Source organism: Cellulomonas sp. IC4_254, from assembly GCF_011603975.1.
GTDB lineage: Bacteria > Actinomycetota > Actinomycetes > Actinomycetales > Cellulomonadaceae > Cellulomonas.
In genome coordinates this window covers 18,167-34,810 of the sequence record NZ_JAANNB010000014.1, presented here as the reverse complement: position 1 = coordinate 34,810, position 16,644 = coordinate 18,167, and the positions used below count along the sequence as shown (strand labels likewise).

General features: G+C 78.3%; 10 protein-coding genes. 7 read left to right on the top strand and 3 right to left on the bottom strand.

All coding sequences use genetic code 11. The features are described from left to right. From G6556_RS02945 to G6556_RS02935, 3 genes are all read right to left on the bottom strand, one after another. On the bottom strand, positions 1-1,944 hold a 1,944-nt coding region (locus G6556_RS02945; RefSeq protein WP_166938477.1), incomplete at its 3' end, for a TPM domain-containing protein. A 106-nt stretch (positions 1,945-2,050) separates the two neighbouring features. Next, the gene (locus G6556_RS02940; RefSeq protein ID WP_166938476.1) at positions 2,051-3,745 is read right to left on the bottom strand and encodes a DNA repair helicase XPB; all 1,695 of its coding nucleotides are present in this window, start codon (positions 3,743-3,745) and stop codon (positions 2,051-2,053) included. Continuing rightward, on the bottom strand, positions 3,742-6,246 hold the full coding sequence (locus G6556_RS02935; protein ID WP_166938474.1) for a helicase-associated domain-containing protein: 2,505 nt from the start codon (positions 6,244-6,246) through the stop codon (positions 3,742-3,744). The genes G6556_RS02940 and G6556_RS02935 overlap by 4 nt, the downstream gene beginning before the upstream one ends. A gap of 72 nt (positions 6,247-6,318) precedes the next feature. On the opposite strand from G6556_RS02935, the gene G6556_RS02930 reads away from it, so the two are divergent. The 7 genes from G6556_RS02930 to G6556_RS02900 all read left to right on the top strand — a co-directional run bounded on the left by G6556_RS02930 (position 6,319) and on the right by G6556_RS02900 (position 16,633). After that, positions 6,319-7,638 (top strand): MFS transporter, encoded by a 1,320-nt coding sequence (locus G6556_RS02930; RefSeq protein WP_166938473.1) that lies wholly within the window; start codon positions 6,319-6,321, stop codon positions 7,636-7,638. Positions 7,639-7,661: 23 nt separating this feature from the next. Next, positions 7,662-8,879 carry a M20 family metallopeptidase gene (locus G6556_RS02925; protein WP_166938471.1) on the top strand — a complete coding sequence of 406 codons (1,218 nt, stop codon included), beginning with the start codon at positions 7,662-7,664 and terminating at the stop codon, positions 8,877-8,879. 152 nt (positions 8,880-9,031) lie between these two features. Beyond that, positions 9,032-10,309, top strand: coding sequence for an EAL domain-containing protein (locus G6556_RS02920; protein ID WP_166938469.1), 1,278 nt, complete (start codon positions 9,032-9,034; stop codon positions 10,307-10,309). Between the two features lie 138 nt (positions 10,310-10,447). Then, entirely contained in the window at positions 10,448-10,831 is a 384-nt protein-coding gene (locus tag G6556_RS02915; RefSeq protein WP_147795518.1) for a cold shock domain-containing protein, read from the top strand. Between the two features lie 2 nt (positions 10,832-10,833). Continuing rightward, the gene (locus tag G6556_RS02910; protein WP_166938467.1) at positions 10,834-11,934 is read left to right on the top strand and encodes a DUF3027 domain-containing protein; all 1,101 of its coding nucleotides are present in this window, start codon (positions 10,834-10,836) and stop codon (positions 11,932-11,934) included. Then, on the top strand, positions 11,931-15,410 hold the full coding sequence (locus tag G6556_RS19070; RefSeq protein ID WP_205692942.1) for an ATP-binding protein: 3,480 nt from the start codon (positions 11,931-11,933) through the stop codon (positions 15,408-15,410). The genes G6556_RS02910 and G6556_RS19070 overlap by 4 nt, the downstream gene beginning before the upstream one ends. Then, complete coding sequence (locus tag G6556_RS02900) at positions 15,407-16,633, top strand: MFS transporter (protein ID WP_166938465.1); 1,227 nt, start codon at positions 15,407-15,409, stop codon at positions 16,631-16,633. The genes G6556_RS19070 and G6556_RS02900 overlap by 4 nt, the downstream gene beginning before the upstream one ends. The last annotated feature ends 11 nt before the right edge of the window (positions 16,634-16,644 follow it).

The window sequence follows — 16,644 nt, the reverse complement described above, 5'->3', positions numbered from 1 at the left end:
GCGCAGGATCGAGTCGATGAGGATGCCGCCCAGCACCATGCCGCCGATGTCGCCCAGCCCGCCACCGCTGCCGCGGTTGCCCGGGCCGCCGCGCCGCTGCTGGTCGTACCAGTCGACGTCGCGCTGCGCGAGCTGCTGGGCCTCCCGCACCAGGCGCTCGGCCTGCTGCGCCTGGCCGAGCGCGGCCTCGGGGTCGGTGTCCCGCTGGTCGACCGCGGCCCGGAACATCCGGCCGGCCTCCGCGAGCCGGGTGCGCGCCTCGGGGCCGACCGCCCCGCGCCGCGTCTCGATGTAGTCGGTGGTGCCGCGCAGCGCGGAGTCCACCCGGCCGAGCGTCTGGTCGAGCAGCTGCCGGGCGCGGGTCGCGCGGTCCTGCGCCTCCCGCATCGGCGCCAGCGCGCGGTCGATCGCCGCCTCCGCCTCGGTGAGGGTGCGCAGGGCGGCGAGCGGGTCGCCGTCCCCGGCGCGCGCGGCCTGCCCGGTGGTGATCGCGGCGCGCGCGGCCTCGGCCCGGGCGGACACCTCGGGGTGCCGGGGGGCGAGGCGCTGCGCGTCGTCCACGTCGGAGGAGATCGACGCGATCGCCGCGTCGAGACGCGAGCCGATCGTGGCGAGCTCGGTGCCCGCGCGGTCGACGGCGTCCAGGAGCTGGCCGACCTGGCCGAGCGCCTCCTCGGCGGCGCGGGCGTACCGGACGGCGACCGCGCGGTCCCCGGCCGCGACCGCCGCCCGGCCCTGCTCGACCGCGGTGCCGACCTCGGACAGCAGCGCGAGCGCCTGGTCCGGGTTGCCGGTCACGGACGTCAGCGCCTCCGCGGGGTACCGGGCGGCGAGGGTGCCGAGCGTCGCGCGGGACGTCTCGACCCGGGCGCGCAGCTCGGCGGCGGTGCGCTCGTGCGCGTCCAGCGCCTCCCCGGCGCGGGACTCGACGTCGCGCATCCGGTCGAAGGACTCCTTCTGGGCGTCCAGCGCCGCCGACGCGGCGCCGACCATGTGCAGGATCCGGGTCGCGGTCTCGCGGACCTGCGGCTCGGTGTCCGGCACGTCGTCGTCCAGGGTCTGCCGGAGCCGGAACGCCTCCGTCACGTCGGCCTTCGCCCGGGTGAGCACCTGCTCGAACTCGCGGGTCGCGTCCGGCCCGAACTGGGCCTGGGCGAAGCCGAGCTCCTGCTCCGAGGCGCGCAGCGCGTCGTCGATGCCGACCAGCGCGGACGCGGACCGGCGGTCGAGCTCGGCGGTCGGCAGCGCGGCGAGCTCGCCGGCCGGGCCGCCGGGGACCTGCGGGCCGCCCGGGAACCGCCCGGGCGTGCCCGCGGCGATCTTCTGCCGGGAGGCGCGGCGCCGGGACGACGCCCACGCCACGGCCGTGAGCGCCGCGATGACGACCAGGCCGCCCACGAACAGCCAGCCCAGCCCCGAGCCGGACCCGCCGCCGGTCGCGGCCTCGCGCACCTCGTCGGCGGCCGTGACGGCGGCACCCGCCCAGTCGTCCTCGCTCAGGTGGTCCTCGACGTCCGCCGCGATCCGGTCGAGGTCGTTGCCGGACAGGCCGGGGACCTCCTGGGGCGCGAGCACGTACGACCGCTGCTCCGTCGCGACCGCGAGCACGAGGTCGTTCGAGCCCAGGCCGGTCAGCTCCGCGGTCTGGTCCACCCAGGCGATCCGCTCGGTGCTGAACTCGTCCACGTACACGACGTACAGCTGGTACTGCGTCTCGTCCGACAGCTGGTCCAGCGCCGCCTGCACGGTCGCCTCGTCCCCGCCCGACAGCGCGCCGACCTGGTCGGTGATCTCGCCGTCCAGGGCCTGCGGGTCGGCCGCGGGCAGCGGCGGTGCCTCCGGCACGGCGGCGAGCGCCGGGGCGGCCCCTGCCAGCAGCGGGGCGGCGACCAGCGCGGACAGGAGCGGGACGGCGGCTGACCAGCCACGGGACGACGACGGCACCCGACGATCCTTTCTCAGGGCGTGCACCCCTCGCAACGAGACGGCCCGCCCGGGGGTTCCCGGACGGGCCGTCGCGCGCGGTGGATCACCCGCGGGGGTCACCGGCTCAGGCCGGCTCCTCCGTCGCCTGCTCCAGGTCCTCGGCGTCGACGATGCGGTACGCGTACCCCTGCTCCGCGAGGAACCGCTGCCGGTGCGCCGCGAAGTCCTGGTCGACGGTGTCCCGCGCGACCACGGCGTAGAAGTGCGCGGTGCGGCCGTCGCCCTTGGGGCGCAGCAGCCGGCCGAGGCGCTGGGCCTCCTCCTGGCGGGAGCCGAACGACCCCGACACCTGGATGGCGACGGACGCCTCGGGCAGGTCGATCGAGAAGTTCGCGACCTTGGACACCACGAGCGTCGAGATCTCCCCGGCACGGAACGCGTCGAACAGCCGCTGCCGCTCGGTCACGCTGGTCCCGCCGGTGATGACGGGCGCGTCGATGTCGGCGGCCAGCTCCTCGAGCTGGTCGATGTACTGGCCGATGACCAGCAGCGGCTCACCGCGGTGCTTCGCCACCAGGCGCTTGACGACCTCGGTCTTGCCGGGGGCGCTGGCCGCGAGGCGGTACTTGTCCTCGGGCTCGGCGGTCGCGTAGAGCATCCGGTCGCGCTCGGGCAGGGTCAGCCGCACCTCGACGCAGTCGGCGGGCGCGATGTAGCCCTGCGCCTCGATGTCCTTCCACGGGGCGTCGTACCGCTTGGGGCCGATGAGGCTGAACACCTCGTCCTCGCGGCCGTCCTCGCGCACCAGGGTGGCGGTGAGGCCGAGGCGGCGGCGCGCCTGCAGGTCCGCGGTCATCCGGAAGATCGGCGCGGGCAGCAGGTGCACCTCGTCGTAGACGATGAGGCCCCAGTCGCGGGCGTCGAGCAGCTCCAGGTGCGGGTAGATCCCCTTCCGCTTGAGCGTGAGGACCTGGTACGTCGCGATCGTGACCGGGCGGATCTCCTTGCGGGAGCCCGAGTACTCGCCGATCTCGTCGGGCGTGAGCGAGGTGCGGCGGATCAGCTCGTCCCGCCACTGCCGCGCGGACACGGTGTTGGTGACGAGGATCAGCGTCGTGGTCTTGGACCGGGCCATCGCGGCCGCGCCGACCAGGGTCTTGCCGGCACCGCAGGGCAGCACGACGACGCCGGAGCCGCCGTGCCAGAACCCGTCCGCGGCCTCGGCCTGGTACGGCCGCAGCTGCCACGGGCGCGGGGCTCCGTCGGTGCCGAGGTTCGACTCGCCGGAGGTGTCCAGGTCGATCGGGTGCGCCTCGCCGTCGACGTAGCCCGCGAGGTCCTCGGCGGGCCAGCCGAGCTTGAGCAGCGCCTGCTTCAGAGTGCCGCGCTCGGAGGCGTGCACCACGACGTCGGTGTCGTCGATCCGCTCGCCGACCAGGCCGGCGGTGCGCTTGGAGCGCAGCACCTCGGCCAGCACCGCGGCGTCGAGGGCGTGCAGCACCAGGCCGTGCACCGGGTGCGCGACGAGCTGCAGCCGCCCGTACCGGGACATCGTCTCGGCGACGTCGACCAGCAGCGCGTGCGGCACCGGGTACCGCGAGTACTCCAGCAGCGTGTCGACGACCTGCTCGGCGTCGTGGCCGGCCGCCCGGGCGTTCCACAGGCCCAGCGGGGTCAGCCGGTAGGTGTGCACGTGCTCGGGCGCGCGCTCCAGCTCCGCGAACGGGGCGATCGCGCGGCGGCAGGCCTCCGCCTGGTCGTGGTCGACCTCGAGCAGGAGGGTCTTGTCGCTCTGGACGATCAGGGGTCCGTCGGTCATGCGGTGTCCGTCCTCCGGGGGTCGGCTGCTGCGTCGTCGTCGGCCGGCTCGGTACCCGCCGCGTCGACCGGGGTGACCGCGGCGACGCGGTGGGCCGCGACCACGATCTCGGCGTCCCGGGCGGTGTCCACCACGCGCACCCGTCCGCCGTCGACCCGGACCGGCAGCACCCGCCGCCGCTCCAGGGCGCCGCGCGAGCCGACCACGTCGAGCCACACCTCGGTGTGCCCGGCCGCCGCCTCGCGCAGCAGTCCCAACGCCTCCGCGGGGTCGGCTGTTCCCGCCGACGGGCGCGGACCGCCGCGGGCGCCGGTCGTCCGGTCGGCGCGGGCGGCCGCGGTGGCGGCGGCGACGCCCGAGGCGCGGTCGCGCAGCGTGGGGGAGCCGTCGGCCGCGGCGGCCCCGCGCGCGGCCGACCCGGCGACCTCCGCCGCCGCGCCGCGCACCACCGCGCCGGCCCCGCCGCTCGACCCGCCCGCGGCCCGCGCCTCCTCGGCCCGGCGCAGCACGCCGACCAGGGCCGCCGCGCGCTCGGCCGGCGGCTGCGCCCCGCGCCCCGCGTCGTCCGGGGCGAACCGCGGCCGTGCCGCCGCCACCCGCCGCACGGTGGGCGCGGCGTGCAGCACCTGCCCGTCCGGCGTCTCGGCCACCGGCGCCAGCCCGTGCGCCCGCAGCGCGGCGAGCAGCTCGTGCAGCGGCGCCTGCGCGGCGAGCACGGTCGGCGCGAGCCGGACCAGCCCGAGGTCGGCGTGCCGGGGGTCCTCGGCGAGCCCGGCCAGCAGCGCCGGGTCCTCGGTCCGCACGTAGGAGGACGCGGCGCCGGTGCGCAGCCGCCCGTGCCGGCGCGCGGCGTCCCGGACCAGGTACTCCAGCGGCTGCGGGACCCCGCCCCGGGCGTGCGCCGCCAGGTCCGCGAGCAGGTCGTCCGCGGTGGACCCGGCGTCCAGCGCGTCCCGCACGGACTCCGGCGTGAACCGGACCGTGACGGCGCCGCCGCGGGACTCGACCCGGGCGGACCTGTCGAGCAGCGCCTCCAGCTCCTGGCTCGGGCGCCCGGGCACGATGCCGGTGAGGTCGGCCTGGAGCAGCAGGTCGTCGACGGCCGGGGGCAGCGCGGCGCCGAGCCCGGCCGCCAGCGCGGGCCGGGGGTCCACGTCGGAGTCCAGCAGCGCCCGGCCCGCGACCGGCAGCGCACCCGCGCCGAGCACGCCCAGCCAGCCGGCCTCGCGCAGCACCGCGGCGACGGCGTCGAGCGGCGGCACCGACCGGGGCGTGCGCCAGGCCAGCCCCTCGCGGACCGCGGCGGCGTCCGGCGCGGCGCCCGGCCCGGCGTCCGCGAGCTGCCCGAGCACCGCGTGCCGCAGCCGCGGCGCCCACGGGCGGCCGAGCTCCGGCCCGAGGGCGGGGCGCACCGAGCCGCGCTCGTCGCGGGTGCCCACCAGCGCGGGCCAGCGCGCGGTGGCCGCCCACCAGGACGCGAGCCGCGCCCACCGGTCGGCGAGGTCGAGGGCGAGCCACTCGTCGGCGACGGTCGTCGGGACGTGGTGCGGCGACTCCTCGCCGTCGTCGCGGACGAGGGCGCCCACACCGGCGAGCTCGACCACGAACGCCGCCTCCGGCTCGGTGATCTCCAGCGCGGCCGCGGTGCGGCGCAGGTCGCGCACGCCGAGGCCGCCGGCCCGCAGCACGGGCGGCGGGCTCTGGCCCCACAGCCGCAGCAGCCCCGCGACCAGCCGGACGGCGCGCTCGGCCGCGGCGGCGTGCTCGGCCTCGACCAGCGTCGCGTCCCGGCGCGGCAGGTCCTCCGGGGCGGGCGGGGTCGCCGGCGCGCGGTGCGTGCGGCCGTCGCGCAGCGCGAGGGCGACGGTCCGGGGGAGGACGACGTGCCGCTCGTCCGCCCGGACCAGCAGCCCGGCGCGCACGAGCTCCGTGACGGCCTCGGCGGCGGGCCCGGACGCCGGGCGCACGCCGACGGGCGGCCCCCACGTCAGCGCGTCCAGCACGGCGCGGCCCGCGGCGGGGGCGACGGCGAGCAGCCCGGGGACGGCTGCGGGGTCCGGGTCGTGCGGCGCGGGGGCGGCCAGGCCGGCCGTCGACGGGCCGAGCAGCTCGGCGACCCCCGGCGCGGGGCGCAGCAGCGGGTCGGTCGCGCGCCCGCCCGCGGGGTGCACCAGGGCCAGGTCGGTCGCGGTCGCCAGCGCGGCGCGGACTCCGGGTGCGTCGGAGCGCCCGGCGCCGACCGCGGCCACCACGTCGCGGGCCCGCACCCCGTCCGCCGGGTCGGTCGACCCGGCCAGCAGCGCGACGACCGCCTCGACCGCCTGCAGCACCGCGGCGTCCACCCCGGCGAGGGCGCGCTCGAGGCTCGGCCGGCTCGTGGCGCGGGCGGCGAGGGAGGCGAGCGTGGCGGGCGACGGGTGCGCCAGGTCCGGGCGCCGCAGCAGCAGGCGCACCAGCTCGTCGTCCGACCTGCCGCGCAGGTGCTCGCTGAACGTGGCCATCCGCACCACGATACGTTCCGGCGGTGCCGGCACGGGGCCGGGTCCGCCGGGGCGAGCCGCCGGGAGGCAGCGATGGCACGGGTGCGCAGGGCACGGGTCGTGGTGGCGAGCACCGCGGGGATCTTCGTGGAGTCGCTCGACTGGACGATGTACGCGCTGCTCGCGCCGTACTTCGCGGGGCAGGTGTTCCCCGGCGACGACCCGGTGACCCGGGTGCTGGGGGCCTACGTCGTGTTCGCCGTCGGCTTCGTGGTCCGGCCGCTCGGGTCGTACGTGATGGGCCGGATCACCGACACGAAGGGCCGCCGGACGGGTCTGCTGGCGTCGGTGTCGCTCATCGCGCTCGGGGCGGCGGTCATCGCGGCGGCGCCGACCTACGCGGTGGCCGGCTGGTGGGCCGCGGTGGTCGTCGTGCTCGCCCGGATGCTGCAGGGCATCGCGATGGGCGGCGAGGTCGCCACGGCCGCCACCTACGTCGTCGAGGTCGCCCCGCCCGAGCGCCGGCACCGGTACGGGGCGTTCGCCTACTCCGGCGACGCGCTAGGCACGCTCGGCGGCACCGTCGTGCTCGCGGTGCTGCTCGGGGTCCTCGGCCCGGACGGGCTGCGCGACGGCGGCTGGCGGATCGCGTTCGTGATCGCCGCGCTGTGCGGGCTGCTGGCGCTGTGGATCCGGCGCGGGGTCCCGGAGTCGGAGGTGTTCGAGCGGGCGCGGGACGCAGGGGCGGAGCCGCCGGGCCCGCTGCTGCGCCGGCACGCCGGGCGGATGGCGCTCGCGTTCATGCTGACGATCGGGTCGACCATGGGTGTCTACTTCGGGTCGGTGTACCTCCCGGAGTTCGCCGGGCACACCGGCCGGTACACCGAGACCCAGGCGGCCTCGCAGCACACCGTCGCGCTGATCTGCCTGCTGGTCGCGATGATCGCCTCCGGGTTCCTGGCCGACCGGTTCGGGCCGCTCGTGCTGATCCGCACGGGGTTCACCGCCGCCGCGGTGCTGGTGGTGCCGCTGATGCTCGGGCTGGCGGCCGGGGTGGTGCCGTACCTGGTCGCGGCACCGTTGTTCACCATCTGCGTGGGCCTGCAGCTCGGGGTCACGCCGGTCGCCGGCGCGCGGCTGTTCCCGGTGCCGATCCGGGCCGTGGCGCTGGGTGTCCCGGCGGGCGCCGCCATCGCCCTGTTCGGCGGTACGTTCCTGTTCGTGGCCGAGTGGCTGATCTCCCGCGACGCGCTGCGCCTGGTCCCGGTGTGGGCTGCGGCGGGGCTGACGGTGTCCGCCGTCGGCTCGTGGCTCGTCGGCGAGCGGCTGCTCTACCCCGTCGAGACGCTCGCGGGGACCCGCGCCGAGCCGTCCGAGGCACCCGGCCCCGCCGGGACGCCCGCCGCACGCTGACCATCACCCCACGGAGGTCCGACATGCCGCTCGACCGCTCCGCCCTGGACGCCCTGCGCGCCGACGCCCGGGCGCTGCTGCCCGACACGGCCGCGCTCCGCCACGCCCTGCACCGCACCCCGGAGATCGGGCTCGACCTGCCGCGCACCCAGGCGCTGGTCCTGGAGGCGCTGGAGCCGCTGGGTCTGGAGGTGCGCACCGGCGCCGGGCTGTCGTCCGTCGTGGCCGTGCTGCGCGGCGCGCGCCCCGGCCCGTCGGTGCTGCTGCGCGGCGACATGGACGCGCTGCCCGTGACCGAGGAGACCGGCGAGCCGTTCGCCAGCGAGGTGCCCGGCGCCATGCACGCGTGCGGGCACGACCTGCACGTCGCGGGCCTGGTCGCCGCCGCCCGGCTGCTCGCCGCGCGCCGCGACGATATCGCCGGCTCGGTCGTCCTGATGTTCCAGCCCGGCGAGGAGGGCGACCACGGCGCGCGCCTCATGATCGAGGAGGGGGTGCTGGACGCCGCGGGGGAGCGGGTCGTCGCCGCGTACGGCCTGCACGTGCTGTCGTCCATCCTGCCCACCGGCGCCGTGACCAGCCGCCCCGGCACCCTGCTGGCCGCCGCGGACACCGTGCACGTCACGGTGCACGGGCGCGGCGGGCACGGCTCCATGCCGCACCTCGCGCTGGACCCGGTGCCCGTGGCCGCCGAGATCGTGCTCGCGCTGCAGGCGATGGTCACCCGGCAGTTCGACGTGTTCGACCCGGTCGTGGTCACCGTGGGGCGGATCGAGGCCGGCACCACCGACAACGTGATCCCCGCAGACGCCCGCATCGAGGCGACCGTCCGGACGTTCTCCGAGGCGGTGCACGGCCTGGTGCCCGAGCGGTTCGCGCGGGTGTGCGAGGGCGTCGCCGCCGCGCACGGGCTGTCCGTCACCGTCGACTACCAGCGGGGCTACCCGGTCACGTCGAACCGGCCCGAGGAGGTCGAGCGGCTCGCGCGGCTCACCGCCGGGCTGTTCGGCGAGCGCGCCTACGTGGACGCGCCGCAGCCGCTCGCCGGGTCCGAGGACTTCTCCTACGTGCTCCAGCAGGTCCCCGGCACGTACCTCGGCGTCGGCGCCACGCTCGCCGACGCCGACCCGCGGACCGCGCCGTACAACCACTCCGCGCAGGCGCGGTTCGAGGACGGGGCGCTCGCGGTCGGCCCGGCGGTGCTCGCGGCGCTGGCGCTCGACCGGCTCGCGGAGGGGTGACCCGGCGCTCCGCGCCGCCCGGACGGGGGAGGACCGGCCCCTGATCTGCGGCTCCACCCGCCCGAGCGCTCAGGTCCGCCTCACCTGTGCCGATGACAGGTGTCGACGCGCCCGCCGACGGGCGGCCGCGCGCTCGAGCGGAAGGGACACGCATGTCGATCACGGCGGGGCACCTCCCCCCGGCCACGCGCGAGGTGTGCGTGGCGCGCCAGGGCATCTACGACGTGCTGAGCCGGCCCATCGGGCACGAGCTGCTGTTCCGGGCCAGCCCGGACGCCCTCGAGTCCGGCGTCCGCCCCGGCGTCGACGACAACCGCGCCACCGCGACCGTCATCGTCGCGACGCTCACGGAGTTCGGCGTCGAGGACCTGGCGGGCAACGGCGACCTGTTCGTCAACGTCCCCCGGTCGTTCATCGTCGACGAGCTGCCGGTCGCCCTCGACCCGCACCGCGTCGTGCTGGAGGTCCTGGAGAACGTCCCGGCCGACGAGGAGGTCGTCGCCGGCGTCGAGCGCCTCCGCCGGCTCGGCTTCGGCATCGCCCTCGACGACTTCGTGCCCGGCGACCAGCGCTGGGACCTGCTGCCGCTGTGCGACTACGTCAAGGTCGACATGTCCGACGTCGGCGAGCAGCTCGCCGAGTTCGCCGAGGAGCTGCGCGCGGTCGCCCCGCACGCCGCGCTCGTCGCGGAGCACGTCGAGGACGAGACCGACTTCCTCGCCGCCCAGGACGCGGGCTTCGACCTGTTCCAGGGCTACCACTTCCGCCGGCCGACGGTGCTCACCCGGCCCGCGCTGGCGCACCACGCGATGGTCTCCGGGCGGCTGCTCGTGCAGCTCGGCGACCCGCAGGTGTCCTACCGCCGGCTGGCCCGGCTCACCGCCGCCGACCCGGCGATCGCGCTCAAGGTGTTCCGGGTGGTGAACTCGGTGTCCGGGGCCGGTCGCACCGTGCGCAACCTGCACCAGGCGCTGGTCCTGCTCGGGCGGGAGCGGTTCCGCGCGATGCTCGTGCTGGAGGTGCTCGCCACCGCTGGCCACCACGACGACGAGATCCCGCTCATGGCGCTCGCCCGCACCCGCGCGGCCGAGATCCTCGCGCCGCAGGACCCGCTGGAGGCGTCCACCGAGGCGCTGGTCCGCATCGTGTCCGAGCTGCTCGACGTCCCGGTGTCCGAGCTCGACCCCGAGCTGCACCGGTCGCAGCCGAGCGCCCGGGTGGTCGCCGCCTGCGACGTGCTCGACGCGTACCTGGACGCCATCGCGGAGGAGGCCGTGCCGTCGATCCGGTCGCCGTACTCCGCGCTGCACGTCTCGCTCGTGTACCTGACCGCGCTCCGCGAGGCCCGGGCCCTGCTCGCGACCGTCTACCAGCCGGTCCCGCGGCTGCAGGCGGTGCCGGGCGAGGTCGCGGACGTCGCGTTCGGCTGAGCTCGCCCGCGCGCGGGCCCGCGGGGTCCGTGGGGGTTCGCCGGGGGCGGAGTCGCGCGCTGCGCGGGCGGTGCGACCGGTAGCCTGGTGACGTGCGGCGCGACGCCGCGCGAGTTCCGACGAGCACAGGGGATCGCAGTGCCCACCGGCAAGGTCAAGTGGTTCGACACCGATCGCGGCTTCGGCTTCATCGCCGCCGACGACGGCACCGAGGTGTTCCTGCACGCGTCCGCGCTGCCCGCGGGGATCGGCACGCCCAAGCCCGGCACCCGGGTGGACTTCGGCGTGGCCGACGGCCGCCGTGGTCCGCAGGCGCTCGCGGTCAAGCTGCTCGACCCGGTCCCGTCCGTGGCCGCGGTCCAGCGCAAGCCCGCCGACGACATGGCCGTCATCGTCGAGGACCTCATCAAGGTGCTCGACCGGGTCGGCAACGACCTGCGCCGCGGCCGCCGCCCGGAGAAGTCCCGCGCCGAGCAGGTCGCCACCCTGCTGCGCGCCGTCGCCGACGACCTCGAGGCCTGAGCATGGCGACCGCGACCCAGGACGCCGTGCTCGGCGGCGCCGTCGACCTCGCCCGCGAGGCCGCGCTCGAGCTCGCCGAGCACCCGCAGGACGTCGGCGAGCACCTCGGCTACACCGTCGACGCCGACCGGCTCGTCTCGCACCGGTTCGCCTGCACCGCCAAGGGCTACCGCGGCTGGGTGTGGACCGTGACGCTGTCCCGGGTGCCGCGCGCCCGCAAGGCGACGGTCTGCGAGGCCGTGCTGCTGCCCGGCGACGACGCCGTCCTCGCGCCCGCCTGGGTGCCGTGGGACGAGCGGCTGCGCCCCGGCGACCTCGGCCCCGGCGACGTGCTGCCGTTCCGCGCGGACGACCCGCGCCTCGAGCCCGGCTTCACCCCGACCGGCGACCCGGAGATCGACGACGTCGCGATCGGCGAGCTCGCGCTGGCCCGCAACCGGGTGCTGTCGCCCGTGGGCATCGCCGAGGCCGCCGAGCGCTGGTACCGCTCCAAGCAGGGTCCCGCGTCCGCGGGCGCGGTGGCGTCCGCCGAGCCGTGCATGACCTGCGGGTTCCTCGTGCCGCTCCAGGGCCCGCTCGGCACCGTGTTCGGCGTGTGCGTCAACGCGTGGTCGCCGGACGACGGCAAGGTCGTCGCGCTCGAGCACGGCTGCGGCGCGCACTCGGAGACCGACGTGGAGCCGCGGCCGTCCGAGTGGCCGGACGTGCCGGTGGCGCGCGAGCTCGACGTGCTCCCGACGGCGCAGGTCGTCGGGGCCGGGCGTGCCGGGGGCGCGGGCGACGCCGGGGACGTGGGCGCGGGCGACGCCGGGCCGGGTGCCGCGGACCTCGCCGACACCGGCGCGGGCGCTGCGGGCGACGCGGCCGAGCCGGCCGTGGTCGTCGAGGCGACCGTCGAGACCGTGACCGTCGAGGTCGAGGTGGTCGCGGACCAGGACGGTTCCGCGACGGCCGACAGCGCGGAGGCCGCGGGCGCTGACGCTGCGGACGCCGACGCCGTGGGTGCGGACGCCGTGGGCGCGGGCGCCGTGACCGAGGACGCCGCTGCCGAGGACGAGCCGGCCGAGGCCGCGCCGCCCGCGGAGGACGAGCCCCGGTCGTGACCGCCGACGTCTTCGGCACGCGCGCGCTGCGCGAGCGGGTGCTGGGGACGTGGCGCGCCGACCCGGCGCGCCTGCGCGAGGACGCGAACACCGAGGAGGACCACGCCCGCGGGTACTACCGCGACCGCGTGGTGGTCGAGCTCGCGCAGAACGCCGCGGACGCCGCCGTGCGCGCGGGGACACCCGGGCGGCTGCTGCTGCGGCTGACGACGGCCGCCGCGCTCGCGCAGGACGACGCCGGGGCGGGGCGGGCCGACGACCACGGCGCGCCCCGCCGTGGCGACGACGCCGGTGCGGACCGGGCGGACGGGGGCGGTGCGCCTGGCCGGGGCGTCGTCGGCGCCGCCGACGCCGACGCCGACCCCCGTGTGCCGGGACCGGCCGGGGGCGCCGTGCTGGTGGCCGCCAACACCGGTGCCCCGCTGGACGCCGCGGGCGTGCACTCGATGGCGGCGATGCGCGCCTCCGCGACCCGGGACTGGCCGGGCCACGACCGCGGCGCGGCGCCGGGGCCCGGGCTGGTCGGGCGGTTCGGCGTCGGCTTCGCCGCGGTGCGCGCGGTCGCCGACGAGGTCCGGGTGCTGTCCACGTCGGGCGCCGTGCGGTTCTCGCTGGACGACACCCGGCGCGACCTGGCCCTGGCGGCCGTCGACGAGCCGCGGCTGGCCGACGAGGTCGCCCGGCGCGAGGGCTCGCTGCCCGCGCTGCGGCTGCCCCGCGAGGACGCCGGCCGCCCGCCCGGGGGCTACGACACCGCCGTGGTGCTCGCGCTGCGCGACGGCGCGGCGGTGGACGCGGTGCGCGCGATGCTCGCCGAGGTCGGCGACGCGCTGCTGCTGGCCCTGCCCGGGCTGACCGAGGTCGTGGTCGAGGACGACGTCACCGGCCACCGCCGCCGGGTCGCCGACGTCGACCGCCGGTGGCGCCGGCTGACCGTGGAGGGCGAGCTCGACCCCGGCCTGCTCGCCGACCGGCCCGTCGAGGAGCGCTCCCGCCGTCGCTGGCGCGTCACCTGGGCCGTGCCGTCCCGCGAGGCCGGCACCTCCGCGCGAGGGGGTCAGGAACGCGTACCGGCCTCGACGGGATCCGCCGGCCTCGCGGAGCCGGGCGGCGACGGCGACCTGTTCGCCGCGCTCACCGGGGCCCCGCCCGGCGGTCCGGCCGGCGGCGCGCCCTGGCAGCGGGTGCTGCACGCGCCGACGCCCACCGACGACACCCTCGACCTCCCGGCCCTGCTGGTCGCGACCGTCCCGCTCGACCCGACCCGGCGGCACGCCGCCCGGGGCCCCGCGACCGACGCGCTGCTCGACGTCGCCGCCGAGGGGTACGCCCGGCTGGCCGCCGCGTGCGCCGCCGACGGCGAGGACGCGCTGCGCCTCGTGCCGCGCGGGTTGCCGGCGGGCGACCTGGACGCGGCGCTGCGCCCACGGCTCGTGGCGGCGCTGTCCCGCACGCCGCTGCTGCCGCCCGCGCGGGGCGAGGACGCACCCGCCGGCCCCGACCCCGCCGCGCTGGTCGAGCCGCAGCGCGCCGTGGCGCTCGCCGGGCCGCACGCCCCCGAGCTGACCCGCGCCCTGGCGCCGTGGTTCGCCGGTCTCGTCGTGCTGCCGGAGGGCGGCCTGGCCGCGGCGCGCGCCCTGGGGGTCGAGGTCCGCGAGGCGGCCGAGTGCGTCGAGGAGCTGCCCGCCGCGTCCGGCCTGCCGCCCGCGCGGTGGCGTGCCCTGTACGCCGCCCTGGCGCCCGCCGTCGGCGACCCGCTCGTGCGCGAGGCCCTGGCCGCGCTGCCGGTGCCGCTGGCCGACGGCCGGGTGGTGCGGGGCGCGCGAGGGCTGCTGCTGCCGGTCGCCGGTGCCCTCGACCCGGCCGGACCGGTCGCCGCCGCGCTCGCCGTCCTCGGCCGGTGGGGCGTGCGGCTGGTCCACCCTGCCGCGGCCCACGAGGTGCTGGAGCGGCTGGGTGCGTCGCCCGCGGACCCGGCGGCGCTGCTCGTGCACCCGGGCGTCCGGCAGGCCGTGCTGGACCAGGCCGACGAGGACGACGTCGACGCCGCCGAGCAGGTGAGCGACGCGGTGCTCGCCCTGGTGCGTGCGGCGGTGGCGGACGGGACCGTGGCCCCGGACGGCGAGCCGGTGCCGGCCGAGCGCGCCGTCCTCGGGCTGCTGACCCTGCGCGCGGCGGACGACGAGCCGACGCCCGCGCACGGCCTGGTGCTGCCCGGGTCCACGGCCGCCCGGCTGCTCGACCCGCGGGTGCTGGCGCCGGTCGCGGCGGACGCCGTCGAGCGGTGGGGCGCCGACGCGCTCGCCGCCGCGGGGGTGCGCGCCGACCTGGTGCCGCTGCTGCTCACCGACGTCGTGACCTCGGTCGACGACCTCGGGTTCGCCGAGGACGACGCCGACCTGGTGACCGACGCGCTGGACGGCTGGGACGGCTGGGTCGCCGCCGTCGCGGCGGCGGTCGGGGAGGGGGAGACCCTGCCCGAGGTGCTGGTGGTCGCCGACCTGGACGCCGCCGACCCGGGCGCCTGGCCCGCCGTGCTCGCCCGGCTCGCGGAGCCGGGACCGCTGCGCCGCGCGCTGCTGGACGAGGTGCGGGTCGGCGGCCGGTCGGCGCCCGGCTACACCGCGTGGTGGCTGCGGCACCGGTCCGGTCTGCCGCTGGCCGCGCCGTTCGCGGTCGCCGGCGCGGAGCCCGTCGTCGCCCGGCTGCTGCCGCCGCCGCCGGCCGAGGTCGCCGCGCTGGACCCGGCCGCCCAGGCGGCGCTCGGCGGGGTCGCGTCGCTCGGCGCGGTGCCGCCGGGCGCGTGGGACCCGCTGCTGCGCGCCGCCGCCCCGGTGGGCGGTCGCGTCGACCTCGACCTCGCCGCCGCGGTCTGGTCGGCGTGGGCCGGGCTGGCCGCGTCGGACGCCGGCGCCGACGCGCGCGCCGACGCCGACGCGCTGCCGGACCTCGACGTGCTGCCCGCGCTGGTCGCGCCGGACCGGGTCGCCCTGGTGCACGCCGAGGACGCGGCGGTGGCCCCGTCGCCGATGTGGTGGCAGCGGGCCGACGTCGCCGCGATGGTGCCGCTGGCCGGGCCGGCGGACCCCGAGGACCTGGCCGAGCTGCTCGGCGTCCCGCTGGCCGGCGACCTCGCGGACGGCGTGGTCGACGAGCGGGACGGCGACGACGCCGGGGTGCTGTCCGCGACCCCGGACGCGGTGCGCGCGCTGCTGCCCGACGTGCCGGACACCTGGATCGAGCACGAGTCGTTGCGGGTCGACGGGGTGCCGGTCGACTGGTGGGTGGACGGCTCCGGCCCCGACGCGATCGTGCACGCCACCCACCTCGCCGGGCTCGCGCGCGGGCTGGCGCAGGCGTGCGGCGTGTGGCGGCTGCGGCACGCGGTGGAGCTCGTCCTGGTGGAGCCGGCGCGCGCGGCCGAGCTCGCCGTGGAGCAGGTCGCCGACGACGGGGGCATGATGGACGGCCGATGACCCGCAGCCTGCTGACCTCGGCCTACCTGCCCGCCCTGCTCTACGAGACGGGGCTCGGCGCCGTCACCCCGGTCGTCGCGCTGGTCGCCGCGGGGATGGGCGCGCGGCTCGACCAGGCCGCGCTCGTGGTGGCGCTGGTCGGCGTCGGGCAGATCCTCGGCGACGTGCCCGCGGGCGCGCTCGCCGCCCGGGTCGGGGACCGCCGGGCGATGCTGGTCGCAGCGCTCGTCGCGTGCGTCGCGCTCACGATCGGCGCCCTCGCGCCCACCCTGCCGGTGCTGGCGGTCGGGGTGCTGCTGACCGGCGCCGCGTCGGCCGTGTTCCACCTGGCCCGGCAGGCCTACCTGACCGAGGTCGTGCCGGTCGTGAACCGGGCGCGGGCGCTGTCCACCCTCGGCGGGGTGTCGCGGATCGGCGTGTTCCTCGGGCCGTTCCTCGGCGCGGCCGTGCTGCACGTCGCGGACCTGCGCTCGGTGTTCTGGCTCGCGGTGGGCACCACGGTGGCCGCTGCGGCGGTGGTCGGGTTCGCGCGCGACGTGGACGACCGGCACCCGGCCGCCCGGGCCCGCCCCCGGGTGTCGACGGCGGGGCTGGTGCGCCGGCACCGGCGGCTGCTCGCGACGCTCGGGCTCGCGGTGGTGCTCGTCGGCGCCGTCCGGGCCACCCGGCAGGTCGTGCTCCCGCTGTGGTCCGAGCACCTCGGCTTCGCGCCGGCGACCACCAGCCTGGTGTTCGGCATCTCGGGCGCCGTCGACATGCTGCTGTTCTACCCGGCCGGGAAGGTGATGGACCGGCGCGGGCGGCTGTGGGTGGCCGTGCCGTCGATGCTGGTGCTCGGCGCGGCGATCGCGGTGCTGCCGCTGACGTCCACGCTGGCCGGGCTGTCCGTCGTGGCGATGGTCATGGGCCTGGGGAACGGCATCGGCTCCGGCATCCTCATGACCCTCGGCGCCGACGTCGCGCCGCCGGACGCCCGCGCGCAGTTCCTCGGGGTGTGGCGGGTGTTCCAGGACTCCGGCGCCGCCGCCGGGCCGCTGGTCGTCTCGGCGGTCGCGGCCGCGGGCAGCCTGGCCGCGGGCATCGTCACGATGGGCGCGGCGGGCGTGCTGGCGGCCGGCGCCCTGGCCGCGTTCGTCCCGCGCTGGTCCGAGCACGCCACCGCCGGCACCCGCGCCCGCGCCGCCGCCGCCCGCGCGGCCGAGACCGCGCCGAGCGGGCAGTAGACGTCCCCTCC